General features: G+C 41.7%; 19 protein-coding genes. 12 read left to right on the forward strand and 7 right to left on the reverse strand.

What is annotated here, in order from left to right; translation table 11 throughout:
* Positions 1-23: 23 nt before the first annotated feature.
* A complete protein-coding gene (locus Q8O20_RS04450; protein WP_305530160.1) occupies positions 24-1,106 on the reverse strand; it encodes a site-specific integrase in 1,083 nt (360 codons plus the stop codon).
* A gap of 298 nt (positions 1,107-1,404) precedes the next feature.
* Between Q8O20_RS04450 and Q8O20_RS04455 the strand changes: the two genes are divergently transcribed.
* From Q8O20_RS04455 to Q8O20_RS04465, 3 genes are read left to right on the forward strand one after another with little or no spacing between them, the layout of a single operon-like run.
* Positions 1,405-1,626, forward strand: a complete 222-nt coding sequence (locus tag Q8O20_RS04455) for an addiction module protein (RefSeq protein ID WP_294896354.1) — start codon at positions 1,405-1,407, stop codon at positions 1,624-1,626.
* Positions 1,610-1,891 (forward strand): type II toxin-antitoxin system RelE/ParE family toxin, encoded by a 282-nt coding sequence (locus Q8O20_RS04460; RefSeq protein WP_305530161.1) that lies wholly within the window; start codon positions 1,610-1,612, stop codon positions 1,889-1,891. The genes Q8O20_RS04455 and Q8O20_RS04460 overlap by 17 nt, the downstream gene beginning before the upstream one ends.
* Positions 1,892-1,936: 45 nt before the next feature.
* Positions 1,937-2,704, forward strand: coding sequence for a hypothetical protein (locus tag Q8O20_RS04465; protein ID WP_305530162.1), 768 nt, complete (start codon positions 1,937-1,939; stop codon positions 2,702-2,704).
* 152 nt (positions 2,705-2,856) lie between these two features.
* Here Q8O20_RS04465 and Q8O20_RS04470 read toward each other — a convergent pair whose 3' ends face one another.
* The gene (locus tag Q8O20_RS04470) at positions 2,857-3,351 is read right to left on the reverse strand and encodes a histidine phosphatase family protein (RefSeq protein ID WP_305530163.1); all 495 of its coding nucleotides are present in this window, start codon (positions 3,349-3,351) and stop codon (positions 2,857-2,859) included.
* A 57-nt stretch (positions 3,352-3,408) separates the two neighbouring features.
* On the opposite strand from Q8O20_RS04470, the gene Q8O20_RS04475 reads away from it, so the two are divergent.
* Positions 3,409-3,672 carry a DUF1294 domain-containing protein gene (locus Q8O20_RS04475; protein WP_305530164.1) on the forward strand — a complete coding sequence of 88 codons (264 nt, stop codon included), beginning with the start codon at positions 3,409-3,411 and terminating at the stop codon, positions 3,670-3,672.
* Between the two features lie 30 nt (positions 3,673-3,702).
* Positions 3,703-4,554: a D-alanyl-D-alanine carboxypeptidase family protein gene (locus Q8O20_RS04480; protein ID WP_305530165.1), complete on the forward strand. Its 852-nt coding sequence runs from the start codon at positions 3,703-3,705 to the stop codon at positions 4,552-4,554.
* 27 nt (positions 4,555-4,581) lie between these two features.
* Here Q8O20_RS04480 and Q8O20_RS04485 read toward each other — a convergent pair whose 3' ends face one another.
* Both Q8O20_RS04485 and Q8O20_RS04490 read right to left on the reverse strand, forming a co-directional pair.
* Positions 4,582-4,767, reverse strand: coding sequence for a hypothetical protein (locus tag Q8O20_RS04485; RefSeq protein ID WP_304739133.1), 186 nt, complete (start codon positions 4,765-4,767; stop codon positions 4,582-4,584).
* 16 nt (positions 4,768-4,783) lie between these two features.
* A complete protein-coding gene (locus Q8O20_RS04490; protein WP_305530166.1) occupies positions 4,784-6,472 on the reverse strand; it encodes a diguanylate cyclase in 1,689 nt (562 codons plus the stop codon).
* A 143-nt stretch (positions 6,473-6,615) separates the two neighbouring features.
* Here Q8O20_RS04490 and Q8O20_RS04495 point away from each other — a divergent pair, with 143 nt between their 5' ends.
* The 5 genes from Q8O20_RS04495 to Q8O20_RS04515 all read left to right on the forward strand — a co-directional run bounded on the left by Q8O20_RS04495 (position 6,616) and on the right by Q8O20_RS04515 (position 13,381).
* A complete protein-coding gene (locus Q8O20_RS04495; RefSeq protein WP_305530167.1) occupies positions 6,616-6,870 on the forward strand; it encodes a hypothetical protein in 255 nt (84 codons plus the stop codon).
* Complete coding sequence (locus Q8O20_RS04500) at positions 6,867-8,399, forward strand: AarF/ABC1/UbiB kinase family protein (protein ID WP_305530168.1); 1,533 nt, start codon at positions 6,867-6,869, stop codon at positions 8,397-8,399. Before Q8O20_RS04495 ends, Q8O20_RS04500 begins: the two co-directional genes overlap by 4 nt.
* 69 nt (positions 8,400-8,468) lie before the next feature.
* Complete coding sequence (locus tag Q8O20_RS04505) at positions 8,469-10,787, forward strand: diguanylate cyclase domain-containing protein (protein WP_305530169.1); 2,319 nt, start codon at positions 8,469-8,471, stop codon at positions 10,785-10,787.
* A gap of 53 nt (positions 10,788-10,840) precedes the next feature.
* Positions 10,841-12,112, forward strand: coding sequence for a diguanylate cyclase (locus Q8O20_RS04510; RefSeq protein WP_305530170.1), 1,272 nt, complete (start codon positions 10,841-10,843; stop codon positions 12,110-12,112).
* 6 nt (positions 12,113-12,118) lie between these two features.
* On the forward strand, positions 12,119-13,381 hold the full coding sequence (locus tag Q8O20_RS04515) for a diguanylate cyclase (RefSeq protein WP_305530171.1): 1,263 nt from the start codon (positions 12,119-12,121) through the stop codon (positions 13,379-13,381).
* A gap of 2 nt (positions 13,382-13,383) precedes the next feature.
* On the opposite strand, the gene Q8O20_RS04520 is transcribed toward Q8O20_RS04515, so the two are convergent.
* Genes Q8O20_RS04520 through Q8O20_RS04530 form a run of 3 tightly spaced genes read right to left on the reverse strand, consistent with a single transcriptional unit; the run spans position 13,384 to position 18,614 of the window.
* The gene (locus tag Q8O20_RS04520; RefSeq protein WP_305530172.1) at positions 13,384-14,694 is read right to left on the reverse strand and encodes a diguanylate cyclase domain-containing protein; all 1,311 of its coding nucleotides are present in this window, start codon (positions 14,692-14,694) and stop codon (positions 13,384-13,386) included.
* Positions 14,687-17,890, reverse strand: coding sequence for a chemotaxis protein CheB (locus Q8O20_RS04525; RefSeq protein WP_305530173.1), 3,204 nt, complete (start codon positions 17,888-17,890; stop codon positions 14,687-14,689). Before Q8O20_RS04525 ends, Q8O20_RS04520 begins: the two co-directional genes overlap by 8 nt.
* 4 nt (positions 17,891-17,894) lie before the next feature.
* Positions 17,895-18,614: a helix-turn-helix domain-containing protein gene (locus tag Q8O20_RS04530; protein WP_305530174.1), complete on the reverse strand. Its 720-nt coding sequence runs from the start codon at positions 18,612-18,614 to the stop codon at positions 17,895-17,897.
* Between the two features lie 127 nt (positions 18,615-18,741).
* Between Q8O20_RS04530 and Q8O20_RS04535 the strand changes: the two genes are divergently transcribed.
* Positions 18,742-19,656 (forward strand): substrate-binding domain-containing protein, encoded by a 915-nt coding sequence (locus Q8O20_RS04535; protein ID WP_305530175.1) that lies wholly within the window; start codon positions 18,742-18,744, stop codon positions 19,654-19,656.
* Positions 19,656-22,118 (forward strand): bifunctional diguanylate cyclase/phosphodiesterase, encoded by a 2,463-nt coding sequence (locus Q8O20_RS04540; protein WP_305530176.1) that lies wholly within the window; start codon positions 19,656-19,658, stop codon positions 22,116-22,118. Before Q8O20_RS04535 ends, Q8O20_RS04540 begins: the two co-directional genes overlap by 1 nt.
* Positions 22,119-22,183: the final 65 nt, after the last annotated feature.

Consider the following 22,183-nt stretch of genomic DNA (forward strand, 5'->3'; position numbering starts at 1 on the left):
TTTACCACTTTTTAATGATCCCCCTAATTTTTAGCCTTCTCCACAATAATATCAATAACATCACTTGCCATTTCGGAACTTTTTAGATAATTCATCGTTAAATACTTTTTGATCGTATTTGGATCATTGTGTCCAAGAGCACCAGATAGGTGCATACTCTCCAACCCTTGCTCTGCCATCGCCGACACCATTACGTTCCGGAGATAGTGAACTCCAAATTTAGGATCTCCAAGCCGTGTTTTCATTCGATCTGTAACGCGTCGTATATCGACAAGGTGAGTACCGGTTCGGCGAGATTGAAACACCCAGCCCTCATTTTCTTTGAATTGGTTGAGTAACTCTTTAATCCGTTCTGGCAAAAAAATCTTTTGCTCTTCATTGTTCTTTGTTTTGCGTAGGACGTAATAGTTTGCATCAAAGTTGAGATCTTCCCATCGTAGGGTGATAATTTCGCCTCTACGTCTTCCTTGCAGTGCAAAAAGGAAGAGAGCGTGGTAGAAAGGATCTCCTTTGAATTCTTCTTCAATGGCCGTGTGAATCTTATTTAGCGTTAACGTTGCATTAACTACGATCTTTTTGGTCGGAGGGAGTTTGATTTTAATGCCATCGCATGGATTGAATTGAATCATGCGGTTTGCAATGGCTTTTTTCATTGCCGGATTCAAAACTTCCATTGTTTGCTTGCGTGTGCGAGGCAATAGGTTGGCTTCTTCTTGTTTTTTCAGTGCATCTTCAATGTGCTTTTGACGAAGATCAACAAGCTTTTTCATTCCAATATGGGGCTTCACATGTCGATCGTAGTGACTTTCTCTGATCGATTTGTATTTTCCTGCCGGTACATTCTTCCAGTATTCATCCATATAAGCTGCAAGTGTAATTTCTGTATTGAAAATAGAATCACGTTTATCGTTCTTGATTCGAACCAGTTCGCCTTTAGCGAATGTGATTCGATCTTTCTTTCCCCAGGCTGATTTGTCAGCTAAATCGATTAGCCCGCTGTACTCTTTTTTTTCATACATAAAGCGGTATAAAAAGATTGTGTAATCATTATTTGCGCTTAGACCAGTCTCTATTTTGTTGGGATAATCTTTTCTATTTATGGCCATGGTTTAAATACACTTTCGTTGAAAATGGGTACCGAATTAGGTACCGACTTTTGATATAACAGTATAGTTTTACTTAGATTAAAATAGAGTTACATTAACGTAGAATAGGGCTTTGTAGAGCTGAATATTATATAAGATAATTATGTACGTTTGGCTCATAACGGGGTTGTCGCAGGTTCAAATCCTGCTTGACCCACCACACATTCATCACACAACTCCTCAATTAAATCATTCACACCTAAATTCAAATACTCTAAACCGTGTTATAATTTTCTCAATACATTAAAAAGGGGACGTTATGACAATACGAGTAAACGACCTTTATGCTGAGGAAGCGTTAAAACTCCTCAGTGCTCTGCCAGAAGAAGCGATTACAATCGACCCGAAACCGTGGTATGCCGATGAAGTTAAACGCCGCATTGAAGAGTATAAAAGTGGAAAAATGGAGACCATTCCTTGGAATGAGGGTTGGGAAGAGATAGAAGAGTTTCTAAACGGATTAGATGAGCGTGCGAGTTAATCGAAGTAAACGTTTCAACCAAGAGCTTTTAGTCATTACGAAGTTTATCGCTATCAGCAATCCTAAGAATGCACGGAGCTTTTACGAAGATGTTAAAACTTTCGTCGAAACTTTGATCGATAATCCCCGCAAAGGACGACCAACTGAGGATGGTAACCGTGAATTAATCCACAAAGGTTACACCATCCCGTATTTGATTGATGGCGAGGATATTGTTATTTTGGGTATTTTTAATCAAAATGAGTGGAGTAGAGAAGGGGATTAAGTACCTTTTTCCTTAGCTATATTTTACAAATGCAAAGGTTCTAGCATGGAGTTTTTATTATCTACAGTTGTTTCTTCAATAATGATAAGTTGCGTACTTTGGCTTATGAAAAATTGGTTACTAACTCGTATAAGTCTTGGAATAAAGCATGAGTATGATGAGAAGTTAGAAGAACTAAGAAGTGATTTAAAAGCTAAAGAAACACAAATTGAAGCTATTAGACGAGGGGCGTTAAATGGCATCGCAGACAAACAAAAAATATTACATGAATATAGAGTAAAAGCAGCTGAAGAACTATGGGCAAGTGTGTTAGCATTGGCTCCAGCCAAACAAACTTCTGGATTAATAAGTGTTGTTAAGTACGAGCAGATTTTAGAATATTCTAAAGATGATCCGAGAGTTAAAGATATGTTTACAATGCTAGATAAAAATGACAATTTAGATTATTGGAAAGAAAGCAAAGCCTTCAAAACAAGATTATTTTTGTCTGAACTTTCATGGGCGTTATATTTTGCTTATTCATCAATATTGGGAATTTCTGTATTACGAATGCAAACATTAAAAATTGGTTTAAGTGAAGATTTTACTAAAGGTGCTTCTATTTTACAAGTTGTAAAGAAAGTGCTACCGCATCAAGAAGAATTTATAAATCAACATGGGATTAATGGATTACACTATTTGCTTGAAGAATTAGAATTGAGTATTTTAAATGAATTAAAAAGTGTATTAGATGGAAAAGACACCGACAAAGAAAGTATTTTAAGAGCTTCTGAAATAATAGCAGAAACAGAAAAATTAATGAAGAATGTTTAAGATTAGGAAAAAAGGAAAAAGATAAAAAAGAGGAGAAGCTACTTTTTTAGCAATCTCTCGTCAAGCGGTCATAGATGTCGTAGGAAAAAGGGGACAGGCTAGTTTTCCACTTTTATGACATAGTTTTTATGTCACTTGATATAAAAATCATGTCACCGATGTTTTTTCGGAAAATCAAACCCGATTATGTCAGCCGAATTTGCCCCTATACTTTCCCAACTCTCATGTTTCAACCGCATCGTCACAACACCGCAGGTGGGAATGTTGTCGATATCACCGTCCGTCAGGAGGTTGGCACATTCGGTGAATTCTGGATTATGACCGAACACAAAAAGGGTATCGATACTCACAGGTACGTCTCGGATGAGGGAGAGGATGGTTTCGACATCGGAGGCGTAGAGGGCATGGTCGTAGCGGATCGACTCCGATGGATACGAGAGGGCTTCGGCAAACGCTATCGCGGTGGTTTTGGCGCGTAGAGCAGGGCTGGAGAGGATGAGACCCGGGCGGATGCCGTCGTTTGAGAGTATCGAACCCATAAACGGAGCATCTTTCATCCCCCGATGACTCAAAGGGCGATCATAATCGCTCAAGCTAGGGTCGTTCCGGTCTGATTTGGCGTGACGGATGAGGTAGAGTGTTTTCATGTTCATAAGCTCCTAGAGAGAGGTAAAAAATGATCCTTAACTCCGTATAATACTCTTATGAATTACCTTATTGCAATACTTATTATCCTAAATCTCCTCTCTTTAGTAACATTCGGAATCGACAAGTACCTTGCAATCCATAAAAAACGACGTGTCAGCGAAAACAGACTCCTTCTCCTCACGATTCTCGGCGGGAGTGTCGGCTCTTTGGCGGGACAGAAACTGTTTAACCATAAAACGCGAAAGTTCAAAGGGGTACTGTGGGTAGCACTCCTAATCCATATCCTCGTATTCGGTGCGATAATAGGGAGCGGTTATTAAAATCGTACAACCTTATGCTAAAATGTTTCAATGATTAAAACGGCTGGGTCTTTAATGTATCGATATCTCTTTCTCTTAACTTTTTGCTTCTTCTCTTCTCTTTACGCCGATATCGATATAGAAGAACTCTCCAAACTCAATGTGGAAGCACTGCTCGTCAAAGATCTGACTACGCGTGAGGTTATCTACTCCAAAGAGGCACTAAAGCGGGTCGCACCTGCGAGTCTCACCAAGATTATGACGGCGATGCTCGCAATCGAACAAGGGGGATTAAACCGTCCTGTACTCATCACCTCTGAGATGATTCGGGTCGAACCTACGGTTGCGGGGTACAAAGAGGGGGAACTCATTCTCCTCGAAGACCTGATTAAAGCGACAATGATCAAATCCGATAATGATGCGGCGATGGCGATTGCGTATGCTGTTGGAGGAAATGTTAAAAACTTCGCAGTGATGATGAACGAAAAAGCTAAAAAGATAGGGATGCGCAATACCCATTTTACCAACCCGTGCGGCTACGACATCGGGAGTCACTACTCTACCCCTAAAGACCTTCTTAAACTCGCGGAGTATGCGATTAAAAATCCGATTTTTAACGATATTACGCGACAAAATCAATTTGTTTATTACGGGCTTAATACGAATCGTAAATATGTCGCCAAAACCCATAATCAACTTTTAAACCGCTATGAGTACGCTGTGGGGGTCAAAACGGGGTATACCTCAAAGGCGGGTCCTTGTCTCATAGCCCGTGCGAAAAAAGATGGAAACGATTGTCTGATTGTGATGTTGAATTCAAAAGCAAACCGCTGGGTAGTTGCCCAACAGATATTTGAGCAGATATTTGTTCAACGCGTGAATACATTGGTGGAAGCGCTCTAAGACTACAGCCTCTATAGGGGCTGTAAGTCAGGCTTTAATGTCGAGTTTTTGTCCGAGTCCTGTCAGGTCGGCTCCGGAAGCAGTGTTTGATTGTGCGGAAGCAGATGATGTACTTTCCAGCACTTTGAGAATTCCTTGACTTTGAACGTCTATCGCTTTTTTCATTGCGTAAAGTTCAGGTCCCATTCCCATGTTCGAGTTGATCGAATCCATGTATTTGTACTCCTTTTTATGAAGTCGTATCTATATCGGCAGATATTGAATCCTCTGAACCGTTTACTACTTCTATTCTATTTCTTCCGTTTGCTTTTGCACTATAGAGTGCTTGGTCGGCACGTTCGATCACCGTTTTAAAGGATTCCCCCTCTAAAAGGAGGGTCGCTCCCAGACTCGCCGTTATGGAGGGGATAGATTCAAAAACGATCTCACTGACACTGCGGCGGATATGCTCGGAAATCGAGATAAGCTGGCTTTTTTTAGCCGTATTGATCAAAAGTATAAACTCTTCACCCCCCCATCGGATAAGGGTATCATCATTACGGATCGAATTTTGGATACTTTCGGCAACCTGTTTGAGTACGTCATCTCCAATACCGTGACCGTAGGTGTCGTTGATCTTTTTGAAATAATCCAAATCGATCATGATGATCCCTAATGAGGTGATATTTTGACGGTTCTCATCATAATAATCGTAGAAATATTGACGATTGAGGGCACCGGTGAGCGGATCATGGTAGGCTTTATTTTTTAGGAAAAGCTCTCTCAGGAGAGACTGGCTGATATCGTTTAACGTAATAATATAACGATCACTGACGAGTTCTTTGACCGCGAGGCTAAAAAAACGTTTCTCGTTTGAGGGTGATTTCATCGCTACGATCCGTTTGGACTTTTCCAAGGCCAGTATCTCGTGAATCCACATTTTCCCCTCGATGGAAGAGGGGGTAAAGGTGAGATCGGTTTGTAAAAAACGGCCGCAGATACACGAGTCATGCTGTAAAAAGTCTTCCAATGAGGCAACGGCAAAAAAATCGAAAAAAGGCTGATTGGCATAGATGATAGAGCTGTTTTCGGTGACGTATACGATGTTCTCTTGAGCATCAAGAATGGATTGAATGTAGAGTGCTTGTTTGGCAAGTTTCTCTTCATTTTGTTTTTGGTGACTGATATCGTGTTGGACACCGATAAAGTATTTTAGTTTGTTGTTGGTATCAAACATCGGGGTAATGTTGAGAAGATTATGAAATAGTTTTCCCTCTTTCGTGAAGTTGCGAAGTTCGACTTCACAGGACTTAGCATTTTTAAGAGCTTCATAAACAGCACCGAGTGCAGGTTGCTGCGGTTCAGGTTCACGCAAAAAACGGCAGTTACGCCCTAGTGCATCCTCAGCACTGTACCCTGTTGTTTCAGTAAAGGCACGGTTGACGTAGATGAGTGGATTATCAGGAAGTGAAGGATCGGTAATCGTAATACCGGTATCGACGACATCGACGAGATGTTTGAAAAGCGCCGCCTCATCGTAAGCATTTTTTCGATCGGTGACATCACTGAAAAATAGCAGTGCGATCGGATCTTCTCCCTCTTCGGCAATAAGTGAGCCGTTTATATCGGCCCATTTGAGCGTCCCGTCGCTTGATCTGATCCCGACGAGTTGATCAACAAGGTTTTGATGGGAATGAAGAAGTTTTTGTATCGGATAGTCGTTGATGCTTAAGGGTTCGAGCTTTTCATCGGTAAAATTCCATACCGGATCGGCTGCATTTTTCCCGATAATTTGATCCAACGGCAGCCCGAGAATCTCAGATACGGCTTTATTGGCATACAAAATAGTTGTATCGCACCGATGGATCACAACCCCCTCATTGAGGCGATCGAGGAGGGATAAAAAAGAGATGCCGTAATGGTTTATTAGCTGTTGCATTCGGTACCTCTCTTTTTTTAATAATATTATAAACAGTTTTTAATAAAGAAGTCCCCAGCCGTTCTAATGTAATTCAAATAAAAGGTATCACAATTTATTTTTTAGGCCTATAATAGTGTATCTGGACATTAGAGGAGCATAGTATGTTAAAAGAGTTGCTATACACAGGAATGGGCGGAGCATTGTTGCTCAAAGAGAGAGTCGAAGAGGAATTGAAAAAGCTTGAAGAGAAAGGAAAACTCAATACCAGCGATACCAAAAGTTTTCTCGAGAGTCTTAAAACCAAAGGGGAAGACGAAGAAAAACGTCTCAAAGAGGAGCTGAAGGCGGCCATTAAAGAGGTAATTGAAGAGCTCGGAATTGCGACGAAAAAGGATATTGAAGCGCTACGATCGTGAGTTCATTGTATTCACCGAGACGTCTTTGGAGCGTTTTTCGTCTTTTGCTTTCGTTTTATCTGCTGATAAAAAAAAGAGAGACATTTTTAGGGGTTTCCTCTCTTAGCCCCGATAAACTTGCCTCGACTATCACGGAGCTAGGGGCGAGTTTTATCAAACTGGCGCAGGTATTGGCCACCCGTAACGATTTTTTCGATGAGTCATATCTAAGCGCATTGAAAACTCTTCACGATGATCTCCCCCCTATGAGCCAAGCCGCGTATGAGCGGGTAATGGCAAAAGCCTTTCCTACCGTAGTATTTATCCGTTTTGATAGTGTTCCTATCGCTTCGGCATCGATCGGTCAAGTACACGCCGCATGGGTTGATGAGACGACGAAAGTAGCCGTGAAACTGCGACGTGAGGGGATCGAAAAGCGGGTTCGTGCCGATATCCGCATACTATCCCTTTTTAACGGCTTTTTTCGACCCCTTTTCTCCCATACTACCCGTCACTCAATCGAATCGGTAATTGCGGAATTTTCATCGATGATTGTCCAAGAGTGCAGTTTGAATCATGAACGGAGCAATCTGGAGAAGTTTTCGTCGCTCTACAAAGACTCGGGGATAGTGTTTCCTATTTGCTATCCCTCTTTAAGTTGCGATGATGCTCTGGTGATGAGTTTCGAGGAGGGGTGGCGGTTTGATAATCGTGACGCTATCCTCTCGCATGGGCTCGATATAAAACCGCTGATCGATCAACTGGTCCGTTTTTATACCGATCAAATGTTGGTTAAGGGGTTCTTTCATGCCGATCCTCATCCGGGAAATTTGCTGGTAAACGGTGAGGGAAAACTTGTACTGCTTGATTTCGGGATGGTAAAGAGGGTTCCTAACGATACTCGTATTGCCATTATCGAGCTAATAAAAGCGGCAAACGAGCGTGATTTTGAGGGGTATGTGAGTGCGGCGAAACGTCTGGGGACGGTAGCATACGATGCCCCCTCCGCTGAGCTTGCCGAGTTTACGGAGCGGATGTTCGATATTTTCGGTAATGACGCTCTCGATAGCGGCAGTATGCAGAAATTGGCGTTCGAGGTGCTGGAGCAGACGCGAAATCTCCCCTTTAAACTACCCCAAGAGGCAATTTATATTTTGCGGGTCAGTGCCATCATAGAGGGGCTAGGGACCACTTATATCGAAAATTTTAACGGGATCAAAGATATCCTCCCGATTCTCCAAAAGAATATCCCAAGAGCATTGGGGATGAAAGATTCGATCCTTGAAACCTTGATCGATGAGATTAAACGTATCCCCGGAGATATCAGTGCGTTTCGTCGTATGATTGAGCGTGCAAGCAAGGGGGAATTGAGTGTGGAGCTTTCAGCGCAGCAGTATGAGATGATTAAAAAAGAGTTTCGTGCTGCGATGGCACCTCTTTCTACGGCACTGATTTTGGCTCTGGGGGCTATGGGATTTTGGATGGCGGAAATCGATGAGGTCGCTTATGCTCTTTTAGGTGCGGCGATGATGCGGCTGTGGTACCGGTAACCGTCTATTTTAACGGCATTAAAGTGAGGATAGGGTAGTATTACTTATTCAAATAAAAAGTGCCTAAGTATGAATAGATTGATCCCTTTCTTAGCAGTATTCCTATTTTTTATCTCCGCATCGGCTAAAGATGAGATCAAATTCGGTGTTTTCGCTTATATGGGACATGAAAAGACCCGTGCCAAATACCAGCCGTTGGTCGATTATCTGAATGCAAAACTCGATAATCGGGTTGTTTTGGAAGTTCTTACCCAAGAGGAGATGGACGATAAAATCGCCAAAAATCAGCTTGATATTGCCACTACCAATCCCACCCACTTTCTCGTAGTTCGTCAGCAATATGCCCTTAGCGGTGCCTTCGCGACACTGATCAGTGCCAATGATTCTGGAAAGCCTGCCAGTCATCTCGGCGGTGTCATTATTGTTCGTCCTGAGAGTACGATTGAACATTTGGAGGATATTAAAGGCAAATCAATCTCAACTCCCAGTATTAAACACATGGGCGGATACCGAGCTCAGGTATACGAACTCCATCAGCATGAGATTGATATTAACAGGTACAATAATAAGATCATCGAGACCCATAACTCCCATCAAGATGTGGTTCGAGATATTTTAATGCGTCGAGCCGAAGTCGGATTTATCCGTGATGGGATTTTGGAAGAGATGATTGCAAGCGGTGATATCAAAGCAGGGGATATCCGAATCATTAATGAAAAAAAAATGGCGGGGCATCCTTACAAAGTATCGACACAGCTCTATCCTGAATGGCCTGTATTTGCGCTTCCTCATGCTAAAGAGAGAGATATCAAGCTTTTTATTGCGGCTCTCTTTTCGCTTCAACCGACCAATGAAGTGATTAATAAAGCGGGGATTTACGGTTATACGCTTCCTGCCGATTATCTGGAAGTTGAAGAACTTTCCCGCCATTTGCGTCTCCCTCCGTTTGATCAAGTACCCGAAATCACGTTTGCCGATATCTGGGCACATTACAAAACGGTCATTATTGTATCGATAGTGGCTTTGCTCCTTGTTCTGATCTATTATTCACGAGAGCAGCGGAGGAAAAAACTGTTCGAATCACTCCTTTTCAACATCGGAGACGGTGTATACGGCGTCAATGAAGAGGGGAAATGTACCTGGATTAACGATCAAGCATTGAAGATGACGGGATTCACTGAAAAAGAGGTTCTTGATAAAGATCAGCATGTCCTTTTTCACCACCATAGAGAGACCCATGAGGTATATGATGAATCGGAATGTCCGATTTACATGACGTTAAATGATCGTAAAACCCGCAGTACTGAAGAGTATTTAATTCGACATGACGGTACCTACTTTCCGGTCAGTCTGACCGTAGCTCCTGCGGATGAGGGCGCTATTATCGTTTTTCGAGATATTACAGAGCAAAAACTACTGCATGAAACACTGGAACGAAGTGAAGTGAGCCTTAAAAAAGCCCAAGCTATAGCGCACCTAGGGAGTTGGGAACTTGATCTGAGTAGCAATGTGTTGTATTGGTCGGATGAAATTTTCCGTATTTTCGAGATCAATAGTCTCCGCTTTGAAGCCTCATATGACGCTTTTTTAAACGGTATTCATCCGGATGATCGAGAGAGTGTGAACCGAGCCTATCAATATTCACTGAAAACGAGACAAAAGTATACGATCGATCACCGTCTTTTGATGAGTGATGGGAGAATCAAGTGGGTTCGTGAGGTGGGAGATACCGAATATGATTCCGAGGGGGTTCCAACCATCTCCAGAGGGACCGTACAGGATATTACCGAGCAGGTCGTGATTAATCAAGAGTTACGAGAGACGAAATCAAAGCTCGAAGAGGCAAATAGTGCCCTGAAACTCAAAAATGATCAGCTCAAAGAGCTTGCAATGATTGATGGTCTTACCCATATTGCGAACCGCCGGTTTTTTGATGAAATGTATGAGAAAAATTACAAAGAGGCTTTCCGAGATAAAAAAACGCTCTCCGTACTGATGATTGACGTCGATCATTTCAAACATTACAACGACCATTACGGTCATGCTCAAGGGGATGTATGTTTGATTGCAATAGCCAAAGCCCTCAAGAATGCCCTCAAGCGTCCCAGCGATCTTATTGCCCGTTATGGGGGAGAAGAGTTTATTGTTTTACTCAAAGATATTGATTTTGAGGGCTCAGAGCGAGTCTCCGAGAGTTTGGCACAAGCGGTTGAAGCATTACAATTACCTCATGAATATTCATCGACGGCCGATCATGTGAGTGTCAGTATTGGAATGGCTTTTAAAGCGATAGAGGAGAATGTGACGAAAGAAGATCTTCTGAAGCGAGCAGATGACGCACTCTATAATGCCAAAGCTACCGGAAGAAACAGGGTCAGTACCCTTTAAGAATATCGGAGTTATCATTTATATAATCTATATTGTACGAAAATTAGGGAAGTATGCAGGCTCAAGAACTTAAATCGAGTTTCACCAAGCGCTATATTATCGCGATTTTATTGATTGCATTACTCTCAAGCGGTGCGTATTACGTTTTGAAACTTGCACTCAAAGCGAGTGACTCAACAGCTCTTGTGGTCAATATTTCGGGAAAACAGCGAATGCTCTCGCAACGAATCGCTTCGTATTCCCAACAGTATTATCTCCGTGTTTATGCGAAAGGGACCCATTCGGACAGTGAAGCGATACGGGTGAAACTGCTTGCTGCTATTAATGAAATGGCGCTTGCGAACCGTGCTCTTTCCTCGGGAAATTTGAAAGAGGGGGTACGTGTTGAGCTATCACCGGCGATTTACTCCCTTTACTATGGAGATACACTGCTAAAAGCGCGTGTTGAAGAGTATCTTGTGCTGGCACGACATTTGAGTAGTGAACAATCTCAACATGAAGCAATCAATCTTTTAGGACAAATTTTAGAACTCTCCGATCCGCTATTGAATGATTTAAATACGGCAGTCATACAGTACCAAAAAGAGGGCGAAGAAAATATATCTGCGATCAACCATTTGGAATCGATGGTATGGTTGGTTACACTTATGACTCTTCTTCTCGAAGTGATTTTTATTTTTCAGCCGATGGCGAATAAGATCAAAGAGTTATTTCAAGAGGTGATGTGGGAACAGGAAAATCTTGAACAGCAAATTTCTATGCGAACGATGAGCTTGGAACATAGCAATTTAAAATTGATGCAACTGGCGTCACATGATCCGTTGACAGGGCTTAAAAATCGGCTCAATATGGAGCGTGATCTCGAAGAGTTGATTCTTCAATACGAGAAGAATCATCTCCCGTATGCCGTTTTGATGCTCGATATCGACTGGTTTAAAAAAATTAATGATAACTACGGACATGATGCCGGTGATTTTGTTTTATGCGAGATTTCGAAAATCATGCTTGAGAGTGTACGGATTCAGGACAGTGTCTACCGTGCCGGAGGTGAAGAGTTTGTTATAATCTTTAACCGTATTACGCGAGAACAGGCTATCGAAAAGGCCGAAACTATCCGCTTGGGAGTCCAAAATCACCTTTTTATATTTAGCGATGAAGAGGTGCAATGCACGATCAGCGGAGGGCTTTACCATCCCGATATTCTGAAATCTTCCAGTGTGCAAGGGGTGCTTAAACTTGCCGATAATGCCCTGTATGAAGCGAAACATTCAGGACGCAATACTATAGTCGAAGCGATTTATAAAAAAGTTGAACAGAAAGAGTAATTTCAAATGATAAATAAAACAATAGTTGAACGTATTTTGTTGGTGGATGATAGTAAAACATTGGCAAAGTTGATCAGTTTAAAAGTAAAAAGTGAATTGAAAATAGAGATAGATGTGGCGTATTCGCTCTCAGAAGCAGAGCTTTTTAGTAAAAAATATAGCTATACCTTAGCGATTCTTGATCTCAATCTTCCCGATGCTCCCAATGGGGAAGTGGTTGATGTAATGCTCAAAAAAAACATCCCCTCCATCGTTTTGACGGGGAGTGTCGATAAAGAGTTTCGTAAAGTGATGCTTAAAAAAGATATTATCGATTACATTTATAAGGGGGGAATCCATGATATCGACTACCTAATCGATATTATAAAAAGACTCCTCAAAAATCGTCACCATAAAGTGATGGTGGTGGACGATTCATCGGTTTTTCGAAATCAGATGAAAAAAATGGTGGGAAATCTCTTTTTTCAAGTGTATGCACTCGCTCATGGAGAAGAGGCTCTCTTGATTTTGGAAGAGAATCCCGATATTAAAATCATTATCACCGATTACAATATGCCGGTGATGGACGGACTGGAACTTACCAAAGCGGTTCGTAAAAAGTATACAAAAAATCAACTCTCTATTTTTGTCCTCTCCTCGACGGAAGACTCTGATGTATCCGCTATGTTTCTTAAACAAGGGGCAAACGATTTTATCAACAAACCGTTCAGTAAAGAGGAGTTTTCGTGTCGGTTGAACAATGCGATCGAAGCGTTGGAGAATATCGATACGATTACCCATTACTCCAGCCGCGATTTTTTGACCGGATTGTACAATCGGCGCCACTTTTTTACGGTGATGGAACCCTATTTCGTAGAAGCGGTCAATCGAGATGAAGAGTTTATGACGGCGATGATCGATATTGATAATTTTAAAAGTATCAATGAAAGTTACGGACACGATATTGGAGATCAGATGATCATTCACGTTTCTGAACTACTTCGCTCAAACGTACAGTATCAAGATGTCGTTTCACGTTTTACAGGAGATGAATTTTGTCTTGTCTTAAAAGAAACGACCCGTGAAAAATCGATTGAAATTTTAGAACGTATTCGACAAAGAATAGCATTGACCCCTCTTGTACTTGCATCGGGAGAAGAGGTGTTTTTGACAGTTTCTATCGGGGCGGCGTTGGAACATGATAATTCTTTAAACGATACGATGAGCGAAGCCGATGCACAGATGCATCATGCTAAAACTACCGGAAAAAATAAGGTATGTTCGGTCTAAATTCAAACGGCAGCTTGGGGTAAGAAAAAAGTAAACTGTTGACGTCCTGCCTCTTTAGAGGTGTACATAGCGACATCGGCATGATGGAGAAGCGATTCAACGGTTTGTCCGTCTTGGGGAAAAATACTGATCCCGATACTGCATGCGCTGAAAATCTCTTTTTCTTGGATGAGAAAAGGGGCTTCGAAAAGTTTCAATATTTTTTCGGCTACGGTCGTAAAATGGCTTTTTGATACTCCGTCATCGATGAGAAGGACAAATTCATCTCCTCCGTTACGTGCGATCGTATCTCCTTTACGGGTCATTGTTCGTATCCGTTTGGCTACCTGAATCAAAAGCTGGTCACCGATCAAATGCCCTAACGTATCATTAACCTCTTTGAAATGGTCTAAGTCAATAAAAAAGATTGCGAACTCTCCGCCGGAACGTGTTTTTCGCTCAATAGCGTGATCAATTCGATCGGCAAGAAGACGGCGGTTAGGTAAATGAGTCAACGAGTCATGCATGGAAATATGGGTAAGCTTTTTTGTTTTGTGAAGTAATTTATTTTGGATATCGAGATAGTTACTGATATCGTGGCGAATTTCAAGGTAGGCTATGACTATTCCATCGGCATCAAATATTGGTCGAGCAGCAACGTCAATATGGTGTTTTTTCCCTTTTTTATCGGTATGCACATGGCGTTGAGTAGAGGGTTTTTTCGTTTTATAAACATGCTCTATCGGACAGAGAGGGGAACCTTCTGCACAGGCACCGCTTGTATTATTAGATATTTTATAACATTTGGGAAGTAGTGCATTGACATCTTCTCCCCCTAGCTCTTTTGCCGCTTTGTTCATCATACTGACACTGAAATCAAGTTCAATGTACATGATAGGATCGGGTATTTCATCGATGATCGTCTGCATCATCGTATGTGAGCGTACCAGCGATTTCTCGAGATTCAACACGCGAGCCACTTTTTCAAAAGCTTGGAGTAACAAGTGTGGATCGGTCGGTTTTAAAATATAATCATCGACATGCAGAGTGATACTTTTGAGGAGTAAATGGGTATCACTAAAGGCTGAGTTGATAATGATCGGCAGATTGGGAGATATTTCGCGCATCCGTGCAATCATTTCCAATCCACCCATTTTAGGCATTTGAAGGTCGGTTAGGACGATGTCGGGGTGGGAAGTTTCAAAGAGAGCAAGCCCCTCTTCACCGTTGCGAGCGACAAAAATGGTTTTGAAATATTCCTGAAATGCTCCGATAAAAGCATCAATCGTTGCGTCGTTATCTTCTACATAGAGAAGGGTGAATTTTTTAAGCATACGGTACCGTGCGTAAAGAAATTTTTGTCATCATCCCACCTTCAAACGGCAGCATCTGGATTGATCCTCCCATACTGTTTTCTATAATCATTTTTGACATATACAATCCGATTCCTGTCCCCTCTTTTTTCTCTTTAGTCGTAAAATAGGGTTCAAATACCCTTGCAATTACCTCTGTAGATGCCCCTCCACCGTTATCGGTGATAAGAATATTGATGATCTCAGCTTCTTGTTCAAAGGTTATTTTTATGCTCCCCTCCGGGGTATTGTTTTTGATTAACGCATCTTTTGAATTGTTGAAAATATTGAGTAATACCTGTGCAAATTCATTTTCAAATCCATGAATCTGCGCATCATTCTGATGGTCATTTTGAATGGTGATGCCGTGATGATCAAAGGTGTCTTTGACAAAAAAGATTGTTTTTTCAATCACATCGTGGAGCGAGAAAATCTTTTTCGATTTGTTGGGACTGAAAAAATCTCTAAAATCATCGATGGTGGAGGACATGTGCTGAATGTTCTTTTGAGACTCTTCGACAAAGGTGTTAAACGAGCTCTCATCGATACTATGGTTTTCGAATTTTTTTTGTATTCCGAAAAGATTTAAGGCAAGGGTATTGAGCGGTTGACGCCATTGGTGGGCGATATTACCAATCATCTCTCCCATGCTGGCGAGCTTGGATTGCTGGAACATCAGCTCTTGGTTGCGGATTATGTCGGTTTTGTCGGTAAAGCTTATGATGACGCCGTAATCGTCGTTGGAGAGATTGATCCGTTTGATTTGGAACCAGTATATCCGGTGATCGATGGTCAAGTCATACTGAACTTCGTTGGTGTTTTGTACGACACTTTTAATGTTTTCAAAAAGATTCGGTATCGGAAAATGTTCATGGATAATGATTTCACTGAGATTGATCCGGTTGGTATAATTGATCTCAAAAAACTTCTCAACCCCTTTGGTATGGAGGAAAAGATCGAGATTTTTGTCCAAGATCAACACGTCGGTATTAATGACCTCTACCACTTTATTCAAGGCTTCGTTGACAAAAGCGAGCTCATTATTCTTGTGCTCGAACTCATCATTAACGGTACGTAACTCTTCATTGGTACTTTGAAGCTCCTCATTTGAGGTTTCCAGCTCTTCATTCGTAGATTGTAATTCTTCATTCGTGGACTGCAACTCTTCGTTGGTACTTTGGAGTTCTTCGTTGGATGTTTCGAGCTCTTCTATGGTAATTTGAAGCCGCTCTTTGAGGGCGGAGAGTTCGTTTTCGAGGATATTGAAATCATACCCGTCTACGGTTTGGGGCTGATAGGTGAGAAGCGGTGAACTCTCTTTTTCATTGATATCATCAAAGGTGATAAAAAAACTGTTTTCCGAGAGCTTGTTGCGCCCCAACGGAAAGACAGTGATGATTACGTAGTTGCGTTCATCTGCAAGAGGGAGAATTCGGATTTTTTTAGAAGCGACAACTTGTTCGTTTCGGATCGCTTCACTGAGTGTTGCCCGTAGATCCAAACGTAAAAAATCAGATGTCTGCCGATAGACATCATTGGTGACAAGCCCTTGCGGATTGGAGATGTATTTATTCTCACCCTTGAAAAATAAAATAGTACCGTTGGTATCCACGACAATCCCGTTAACGGCGAAAAAAGAGGTGACTGCGGCGTTGATCGAGCTATTGACATCCAGACTGTTAACTTCATCCCGTAATTTTTTCGATCCCCGTTTGAACTCTTTTTTTTGAAAATAGGCAAGGGCTTCGATATCGACAACTCCGGTGTCGTTGGATTTACGATAAATTTTATATTTGTTATCGATGATTGAAAAGAGATTGGTCAATGTGCCGATTGTTTCAGAGGAACCTAAAAACATGAGCCCCTGATAGCGCAGTGCGTAATAAAAAATACTTTGTACCCGTTGTTGAAGGTCGGGATTAAAATAGATGAGGAGATTGCGGCAGCTGACAAGATCAAGATTTAAAAACGGAGGGTCTTTAATCACATCGTGTTTGGAGAAGACGATCATGTCCCGTATCGCTTTGGTGGGGGTATAGCGGTGATTTTTTTCGACAAAATAGAGTTTAATCAACTCAGGGTCGATGTGGCCCATTTCCTCTTCACTAAAACTTCGGCTTCGAGCTTCATCGATTGCCTCTTCACTGACATCGGTGGCAAAAATAGTCACTTTTTTAGTGAGCTCCATTTTTTTAAGGAGTTCGGTGATGACAATAGCGATGGAGTAGGCTTCGTCTCCGGTAGCACACCCCGCAACCCATATTCGGACCGTATTGTCGAGTTTGCTGATGAGCATTTTTTCCAAATGGACATCGATTGCGGTAAATGCCTCTTTATCACGAAACAAGGAAGTGACGATGATGAGGAGCTCTTTTTTCAGATTCAGTATTTCAGCCGGAGAGCGTTGCAACAAAGCGATGTATTCGTCCACACTTTCCGATTTAGTCTCCGTGATTCTACGCTCAAGACGGCGATGAATGGTCGCCTCTTTGTAGTCGCTGAAATCAACTTCCCCTTTTTGGTTGAGTAGGCTGAAAACTTTGTCAATGTTGTCCAAGACATCAAAATGACGATCAAAATAGGTGGGATCGTCGATGGCGTAGATAATCCCTTGTGCTAGGAGTTCAGGAGGGAGTACCGCATCGACGGCTTGGGTATCGATAGCGGCTTTCGGCATTGAAAAATATTTCGCTTTTTCATTTTGGGCGAGGGCAATTCCGCCGCTTTGTTTAATCGCTACAATCCCCTCGGCTCCGTCACTTCCCGTACCGCTTAAGATAATGCCGATTGCTTTTTCTTTCTTCTCTAAGGCGAGTGATTTAAAAAAGCGGTTGACCGAGGGTTTAGGGTAGGGTTTTAGGGGTGGAACCATGAGAAAAAATTGGCTATTCTCGATAACAAGGTCAAAATTAGGGGGGCAAAAATAGATAATATTGCCCAACGGCTCCATAGTATCGGTAATCTCAATGATAGGGATTTTGGAATATTTTTGGAGCAGCGATCCCAACATGGTTGGTTGTTTGGGGTCGAGATGCTGTGTAATGACATATGAAATACTCTCGGAAGGTTCAATATTTTGGATAAATTTTAAGAGGGCTTCAAATCCTCCCGCACTTGCACCGATTCCGACAATGGTTAAACTTTTATACGCATCGGTGGGACGTTTCTTTTTTGCCATAGGGTTAGACCATCCCTTTTATCTGCTGTATCAATTGTTGAATTGCGGTAACATCTTTTTGTACCCCGAGATAATATTTTAGCTTTTGTGTTTTTTTATCGAAGATAGGGCTGATCGTCACTTCGTTGTAGATAAGCTTTCCCGATTTGTGATAATTGCGAAGGGTGACGGTGACATCTTTTTGGGCATTCATAGCTTGGCGTATCTCTTCAAGTGCCGACTGATCACGATCATCCCCCTGTAAAAAACGGCAATTTCTTCCGATGACCTCTTCGGGTAAATATCCAAACGCGTCTGCAAAGGCGTGATTGATGTAAATGACAGGGTTGTCGTTTTGGTTGGGATCGGATATCGTGATGCCGTTTTTGGCTTGATCGAGAATCTCAATCAAATGATCGGTAAATAGAGGATGGCTCTCACGATTTTTTTTCAGCATATAGCTTCCGCCGTAATAGTTGATGATCGAAAGACAGGGGAGACGTTTGCGCAAATTACTGATTAAGTTACGGACATTTCTCGGTTTATACTCATTTTCAAAGTTCTCCCATATATGAAAAAATATGTCAATACTGCTGATTGGCTTATTGTAATTGGTAATGAGGAGTTTCAAAACTTTTGTCATGTTAGATGTTAATGAGACGATTTCATTATGCAATTTTACAGTTTCAGTAGTGCTATCCCAATAGCATCGGTCGCAAAGCTTAATTATGTGATGAGTATTCATGGTGGCTATTGTAATCAAAAAGTGTCTTCAAAGTGTCTTTTTTATCCAATAATCTTCATAAATACCCTTTTTATATTCGAATTGAATATTGGTGGTGAACACGTTATAATCTTAAAAGGAGTATATAATGATTAAATTTACAAAATTATTTATTTTATTATTATCGCTTACGGGAGCAGCCATGCTCTATGCAGAACCAAAAACTGTTGCCTTTGCCCAAGATACAATGGGAAATGATTTTCGTAAAGCGCAAGTGTATGAGGTACGTGATGCAGCGGCCAAACATTCTGAATTGACATTTGTTTACTCGGATGCCAAAGGGCAAACCTCATTGCTTATCCGTCATATCAACGGCTTTATCGATGCGAAAGTCGATTTGATCGTTGTGGGAACCAATGATGAAAAAGCGGTCGTTCCGGTGATTCTCAAGGCAGTGAAAAGCAAAATTGCGGTGATCATCCTTGATCGCGGTATTCAAGGGGATGGGTATACCACTTTTATTAACTCTAACAATATCAAAATCGGAGAGATGGGGGCAAAATACATCGCTGAGCGCTTAAGAGGAAAAGGGAAAGTTCTCCTTTTTGAAGGGTTGCAAAAAGCCGATGTTACGAAATTGCGTTCCAAAGGGTTTATGGATGAGATCGCTAAACACAAGGGGATTCGTGTGATCAAACGAACGGGAAACTATCTTCGTAAAGATGCTATTTTGGAGATGGAGAAGCTGATTGCTTCAGGGGAAAAGGTGGACGCTATTTTTTCTGAGAGTGACAGCATGCTCAGTGGAGCACGCTCAGCGATGCTCCGTCATACCATAGATCCCTCATCCATTATTACTATCGGGTGTGATTATACCTCTGAAGCGCGTGATGCTATCCGTAAAGGGACTCAGAGCGGCTCGGTTCTTTTTCCGTTGGGGGGAAAAAAAACGGTTGAGACCGCTTTGAAAATTTTTAAAGGGGAGAGCGTTCCCAAACATATAGTCATACCGGTAAAACTTATTACGAAAGAAAATGTTGAGAAAGAAGCCCCGATTTTTTAATGATAACAACACTCTTCAGGTTATTTAACCTTAAAACGAAACTAGCACTTATATTGGTCGCTTCAACGGCCGTGATGTTTCTTGTGTCAGGGGTCTATTTTGACTATTTTTTACGCGAAAATTTTGTTAAAACCGCCCATCAGAGAATCGAATATGCGTTTCATCGTCTGAAGGTCGATCTTGGCGGTGTGGAATCAGATCTGAAAAAAGGGATTGCTTTTATCAAAGATGACGAGTCGTTTCTCGCATCGGTCGAGCTTATAAATACCTATCAGGATAAAATGCATTACGATACCGTCTTATTGGATGAAGAAAAAAAGAGGCTCGCAGAAGAGCTACTCAATCGGGTGAAAATATCGCTCAATAACGATATCGCTTTGTACGATGCCCATGAAGATCTTATAGCGTATGTTACGAAAAGAGCACATGGATATTACCTGACATTCGTCTCATTTGAAGAGGGAAAACCGGTATTTTACAGCCGTTATGAAAACGAGTATGACTATGTTAAACGCCCTCTCGGAGATTTGCCGGATAAACATATTTCGTATTACAAATACAACGATCTTGTCAAGGGGGGTGTGATAACGTATCACCGATACCAAAACGATCTTGTTATCAAGTCCCATGAAAGCCTGTTTGTAAAAGACAGCAATCAAACTATCACCCATATCGAGATGTCAAGATATATATCAAAACCTTATTTTCAGGCATTATCCCGTGATTTAGGAATTGAAATCTGGAGTCAGAAAAATTCAAATTTGCGTTCCTTAAAAAAGGAAAAACTGACAATAATCGAAGAAGAGAATCGCTTTTTAGGTTCCGTAAGTATGGCAACGTTGGAAGGGGATATCGTTATTTCTGCCGCATTGGATAAGTCATCTCTGGAAACAGCACTTCAGGAAAACAGAATAGCTTTTTTTACCCTCATTACGACACTGACTCTGCTGACACTTTTATTTTTGCAAAGACTTTTCAAACGGAGTATCGCTCAGCCTCTGAATTCGCTTATGAATCAGATCGAAAAGATTGAACGCCAAGACTACTCCGATATGCAGGTGATTCATACGGGTGATGAGCTTGAGAGTATTTCCAAAAATGTTAATCGCCTTGCATTAAGTGTCCAAGAGCGGGAGAATGCACTGATAGCATCTCAAAAAAAGCTTGAAGATCTCTCCAATACCGATCCGCTTACCAGCCTTCCGAACCGTCGATTGTTTAATACGATGGTACAGCACGGCATCGATATGGCGAGACGTAACGGAGATAAATTCGGGATTATCTTTTTGGATCTGGACCAGTTTAAGCAGATCAATGATGCTCTTGGACATGATGTCGGGGATTTGCTGTTGCAGGCAGTTGCGGCACGATTGAGTAAGATACTTCGAAATGCGGACACGCTCGCACGGATCGGAGGAGATGAATTTAATATCCTCATCGAAGGGTTTTATGAGATTTCAGCCGTCGAGCCGATCGTGCAAAAAATCATGGATGCGTTTCAGCTCCCGTTTGCATGCGGAATCCATGAAATCCGTACAACGGCCAGTATCGGGGTAGCGTTCTTTCCGGATGATGGAGAAACGATTTCTGCATTGCTGAAAAATGCCGATCTGGCAATGTACCGCTCAAAAGATACCGGACGCAACCGCTATTGCTTTTTTACGGAGGAACTTGCCCATATTGTTGAAGATCGGACACAGAGACTTCATGCCCTTAAAACTGCGGTTGAGAGGGGAGATGAATTTACCCTTGTGTATCAACCTAAAGTCTCTGCTTCAAGCGGAAAAATAGTGGCCGTTGAGGCATTGATTCGATGGAACAGTGCTCTTATCGGATGGGTGAGTCCTGATCGTTTTATCCATTTGGCGGAAGAGACGGGGCTGATCATTCCGATCGGTTCATGGGTTTTGCAACAAGCGTGTGAAGATTTTATGCTATTGCGTCAAGAAGGGTATCTCCTCCCTTATTTTGCGTTCAATGTCTCGTCACTACAGCTGCAAAACAGTAAATTTTTTGACATTCTTTCTTCAATAATCGAACAAACACATATTGATCCGGAATGGATTGAAATAGAGATCACGGAGAGTTATCTCGCAACAAATGCGAGTGAAGCTTTTGCAACTTTGAGTAAACTGCGTGCTATAAAGATTAAAATTGCGATTGATGATTTCGGAACAGGCTACTCTTCTCTAAGCTATCTTAAAAAACTTCCCGTTGACCGGCTTAAAATTGATAAATCGTTCATTGACGATCTCCCGGGCTCTCTTGAGGGGATCGCGATTACACGTGCGATTATCGCATTGGCAAAAACATTCGGTCTCTCTGTTACTGCCGAGGGGGTAGAGAGCAAAGAACAACTTGAATTTTTACAGCAAGAGGGGTGTGATGAAATACAGGGGTATTATTACGCGAAGCCTTTAAAAATAGAGGAGCTAAAGCAGTTTATGCTAAATCAAAAGTGAGAGTTTTAATCGATTTTACAGTTAATACGGATAGAATAAGATAGATACAGAGTGTCTATCTAATT

The organism is Sulfuricurvum sp., from assembly GCF_030691015.1.
In the GTDB taxonomy this organism is placed as follows: Bacteria; Campylobacterota; Campylobacteria; order Campylobacterales; family Sulfurimonadaceae; genus Sulfuricurvum.